The sequence below is a fragment of the Peribacillus sp. NPDC058002 genome, assembly GCF_042886655.1.
GTDB classification, from domain to species: Bacteria; Bacillota; Bacilli; order Bacillales; family DSM-1321; genus Peribacillus; species Peribacillus aracenensis.
Window position 1 is genome coordinate 1 of record NZ_JBHVQU010000340.1, and the last position, 3,100, is coordinate 3,100.

The 3,100-nt window shown below is 42.3% G+C and carries 2 protein-coding genes and 2 pseudogenes; 1 reads left to right on the forward strand and 3 read right to left on the reverse strand.

Going from position 1 to position 3,100, the window contains the following annotated elements; genetic code table 11:
* Positions 1–844: CotH kinase family protein (locus tag ACFVSH_RS24670; protein WP_387708379.1), on the reverse strand; the 844-nt coding region annotated here is incomplete at its 3' end.
* Positions 845–998: 154 nt separating this feature from the next.
* Between ACFVSH_RS24670 and ACFVSH_RS24675 the strand changes: the two are divergent.
* Positions 999–1,055: pseudogene (locus tag ACFVSH_RS24675) on the forward strand (hypothetical protein); the annotation flags it as partial.
* 660 nt (positions 1,056–1,715) lie between these two features.
* On the opposite strand, the gene ACFVSH_RS24680 reads toward ACFVSH_RS24675, so the two are convergent.
* Both ACFVSH_RS24680 and ACFVSH_RS24685 read right to left on the reverse strand, forming a co-directional pair.
* Positions 1,716–2,027 carry a DUF3870 domain-containing protein gene (locus tag ACFVSH_RS24680; RefSeq protein ID WP_260284044.1) on the reverse strand — a complete coding sequence of 104 codons (312 nt, stop codon included), beginning with the start codon at positions 2,025–2,027 and terminating at the stop codon, positions 1,716–1,718.
* 23 nt (positions 2,028–2,050) lie between these two features.
* A pseudogene (locus ACFVSH_RS24685) lies at positions 2,051–3,100 on the reverse strand (acyl-CoA dehydrogenase family protein); the annotation flags it as partial.

The following is a 3,100-nucleotide window of genomic DNA, read 5'->3' on the forward strand; positions in this document are numbered from 1 at the left end:
CCAAAGCTCCCCGTGTTCTATGGCAGGGAGGTACATGTCCGGTTCCCTCCCATCCTTTCCCGTTAACATCCCTGCCCCATGTCGCATCATAATCCCATGGAATCATTTCAAATAGTCCCGTATCTCCATTTCGATACAAGGCATAGTTATGAACGAACCCATCATAGTTTTGCGTAAATATGACACCGGCCAGCCAGCGCATGTACTTTTCCACATCGACATATTTTACGATTTCCTTTTCAAAATCCACTCTTGAAATTGTATTGATTTGGAGGATCAACTCTTGTAAATATAATTCATCCTTTGCTGTCCCGCATTTTTTTTGATAGCCCATCTCCAATGATTTTTTGATTCCTTTATCCAAATCGCTCATCAATGAGAAATTGGCATCACCATCCACTGCATAGAAAATGGCACCCTTGGGCAGCCCCCTTTTCTTCAAATAATATTCATCCACCGATTCCAATTCTAGGTATATCCCTTCGTCCTTTCCGTTCAGATTCAGGAAAACGAACTGGGAGTTCGGCGATAAGGTGCCTATATCCGCAAAAAAGTCTAAAGATAATTTATTTCTTAGTAAAGATTTATCTTTATATTCGGCATTTAAATGAACTTCCTTGGCATTCTTATAAGTATTAGGTTTATAAAAGACTACATTATAGGATTTTTTGGGAAAACCGCGGATATGTGAGCCACGGTAAACAATATCAATATCCAGTTTTTTTCTGTTAAGTGTTAACTTTGCCGGTAAAGGATCATTGCACCATATATCTCTGCGAAGTTCCCTTAAATTAACTGGTGGAATAAAAAGCTGGTACACAGGCAGCTTCTTGTCAGAATTCATACAACCCTTCACTTCCCTTTCACTTTCATATTAAATTATGAAAAAAAGCGAGGGGTGTCACCAAAAACAAATTTTCATTAAAAATTGTGCTATTATCCCTGGCATATTACGTACAAGCGCATAGTTTAATGTATAGAAAGGGGGATATTTAAATATGTCTGATATCATTCAAAATATACAAAATGCGGTAGATAGAGCCAATTCCTTCGGGTTAGGCGATTTCATGTATAATGACCCTTGTTCAAAAGGCCGTTCTTCACGTAAAAACAACAATAATAAGCGAACTTCCCGCAGACGCACTAAACGTTGCTTTAGCATGAAGAGGTCCACTTGCCGTACGCAAAGGCGCACTAGCAGGAGGAGGTCCACTTGCCATACGCAAAGGCGCACTAGCAGGAGGAGGTCCACTTGCCATACGCAAAGGTGCACTAGCAGGAGGAGGTCCACTTGCCGTATGCAAAGGTGCACCAGCAGAAACCGGTGTTCCATATGCAACAGACAAAGGCGCTGCAACAGAAACCGGTGTTCCTCCAACAACTGCAGTTGGCTTTGCGGCAATAACTTTCGAAATAAACGGGAATGTTGCTTCTAGTTTCTTGGTTCCGTTTTAATGTACAACTAATTTTTTTCACTGGATATTAAGATTTATTTTAAAGTCCAATTTTCAATAAAAACACAAGCTCGTCGTAAAGGGACGAGTTTTTTGTTTTTTTAAAAATTTTCACGATCGTTATATCCATTCAAATGTACCGTTCCTTAAACAATGAAAAACACTGCCATTTATAATGACAGTGGACTTATTTGCGATGTACCCGAACCTATAAAAAAGGATCCCACCCTTTTACATACGGTAGGATCCTCCCAGTTTCGCTTATTTAACGGAGACCGATTCGAACTGTGCATACACATCCTTCAGCCCTGCTTGAATGGCTTGACCAGCCTTTCCACGATAATGCATTTGTACACGATCAATCAATTCTTCGATACCATCTTTCAGGCAATAACCGCGCAGCAGTTGACGAATGAATTCCCTGCCATGTTCTGTAGCAAGTGTACAGGAAGCCTCGACTATTACACCATATTTAAAGTCAAGCTCTACCGTGATCGTGATGGAATCATATAAATTTCTCGCCGCCATCCCTTGTGGAAGTTTTGCATGCCCTGCAATAAAGTATGTGTTCATCATCTGATCTCCTCTATCTATAGTTAATGGACGGAAACCTGCTCGAAGGGCCATGCAGGCAATTGCTTTCGAAGCTCTTTATCTTGTCTGTAGCCAAGTGCGTATTCGCCCTGCATTACAGTATGAATCTCACGGGTTCCTTCGTAAATGACCGGGGCTTTTGAATTCCGCAGAAAACGTTCCACAGGATATTCATCCGAGTATCCGTAGGCACCATGAATTTGAACCGCATCATTGGCCGCTTCGTTAGCAGCATTACATGATATCCACTTTGCAAGTGAAGTTTCCTTCGTATTCCTTTTTCCTTGATTTTTCAAGGTACCCGCTTTAAAGACCAGCAATCTGGAAATCTCTAAATTTGCGGTCATCTTGGCAATCATTTGTTGAACGAGCTGATGCCTGCCAATCTCTTTTCCGAATGTACTTCGTTCATGGCAATATTTCAAGCTTGCTTCCAGGCTTGCTTCAATTAACCCTACAGCACCTGCGGCCACTGTAAACCGGCCGCTGTCCAATGCCGACATGGAAATTTTAAAGCCCTCACCTTCTTCACCGAGCCTATTCTCGACCGGAACTTTTACATCGGTTAAAAAGATTTCGCCTGTATTCCCGGCACGAATTCATAATTTCCCTTTAATGGCTTTCGACTCCACTCCCTCGAAAGTCCGTTCCACAATAAAAGCAGTGATTCCCCTTGAACCGGCATCATGATCCGTCTTGGCGAAAATGAGGAAATGATCTGCATAATCACAGAGCGAAATCCATGTTTTTGACCCGTTCAAGATATAATGGTCCCCAACACGTTTTGCCGTTGATTTCATAGCCGCAACATCAGACCCTGCATTCGGTTCAGTCAGCCCAAAAGCGCCAATCTTGATCCCTTTTGCCTGCGGTACTAAATATTTCTGTTTTTGTTCTTCCGTCCCCCATTGCAGCAAGGTCATGCTATTTAACCCTGTATGTACAGAAACTGCAGTTCGGTAAGCCGTATCGCCTCGCTCCAACTCTTCACAAACGATGGCAAGCGTATTATAATCCATTCCGACTCCACCATACTCTTCAGGTACTGTCTC

What these genes read in the sequence shown, in the direction of transcription:
- ACFVSH_RS24680 (WP_260284044.1), bottom strand. Translation starts at nt 2,027, where the DNA reads ATGAACACATACTTTATTGCAGGGCATGCAAAACTTCCACAAGGGATG.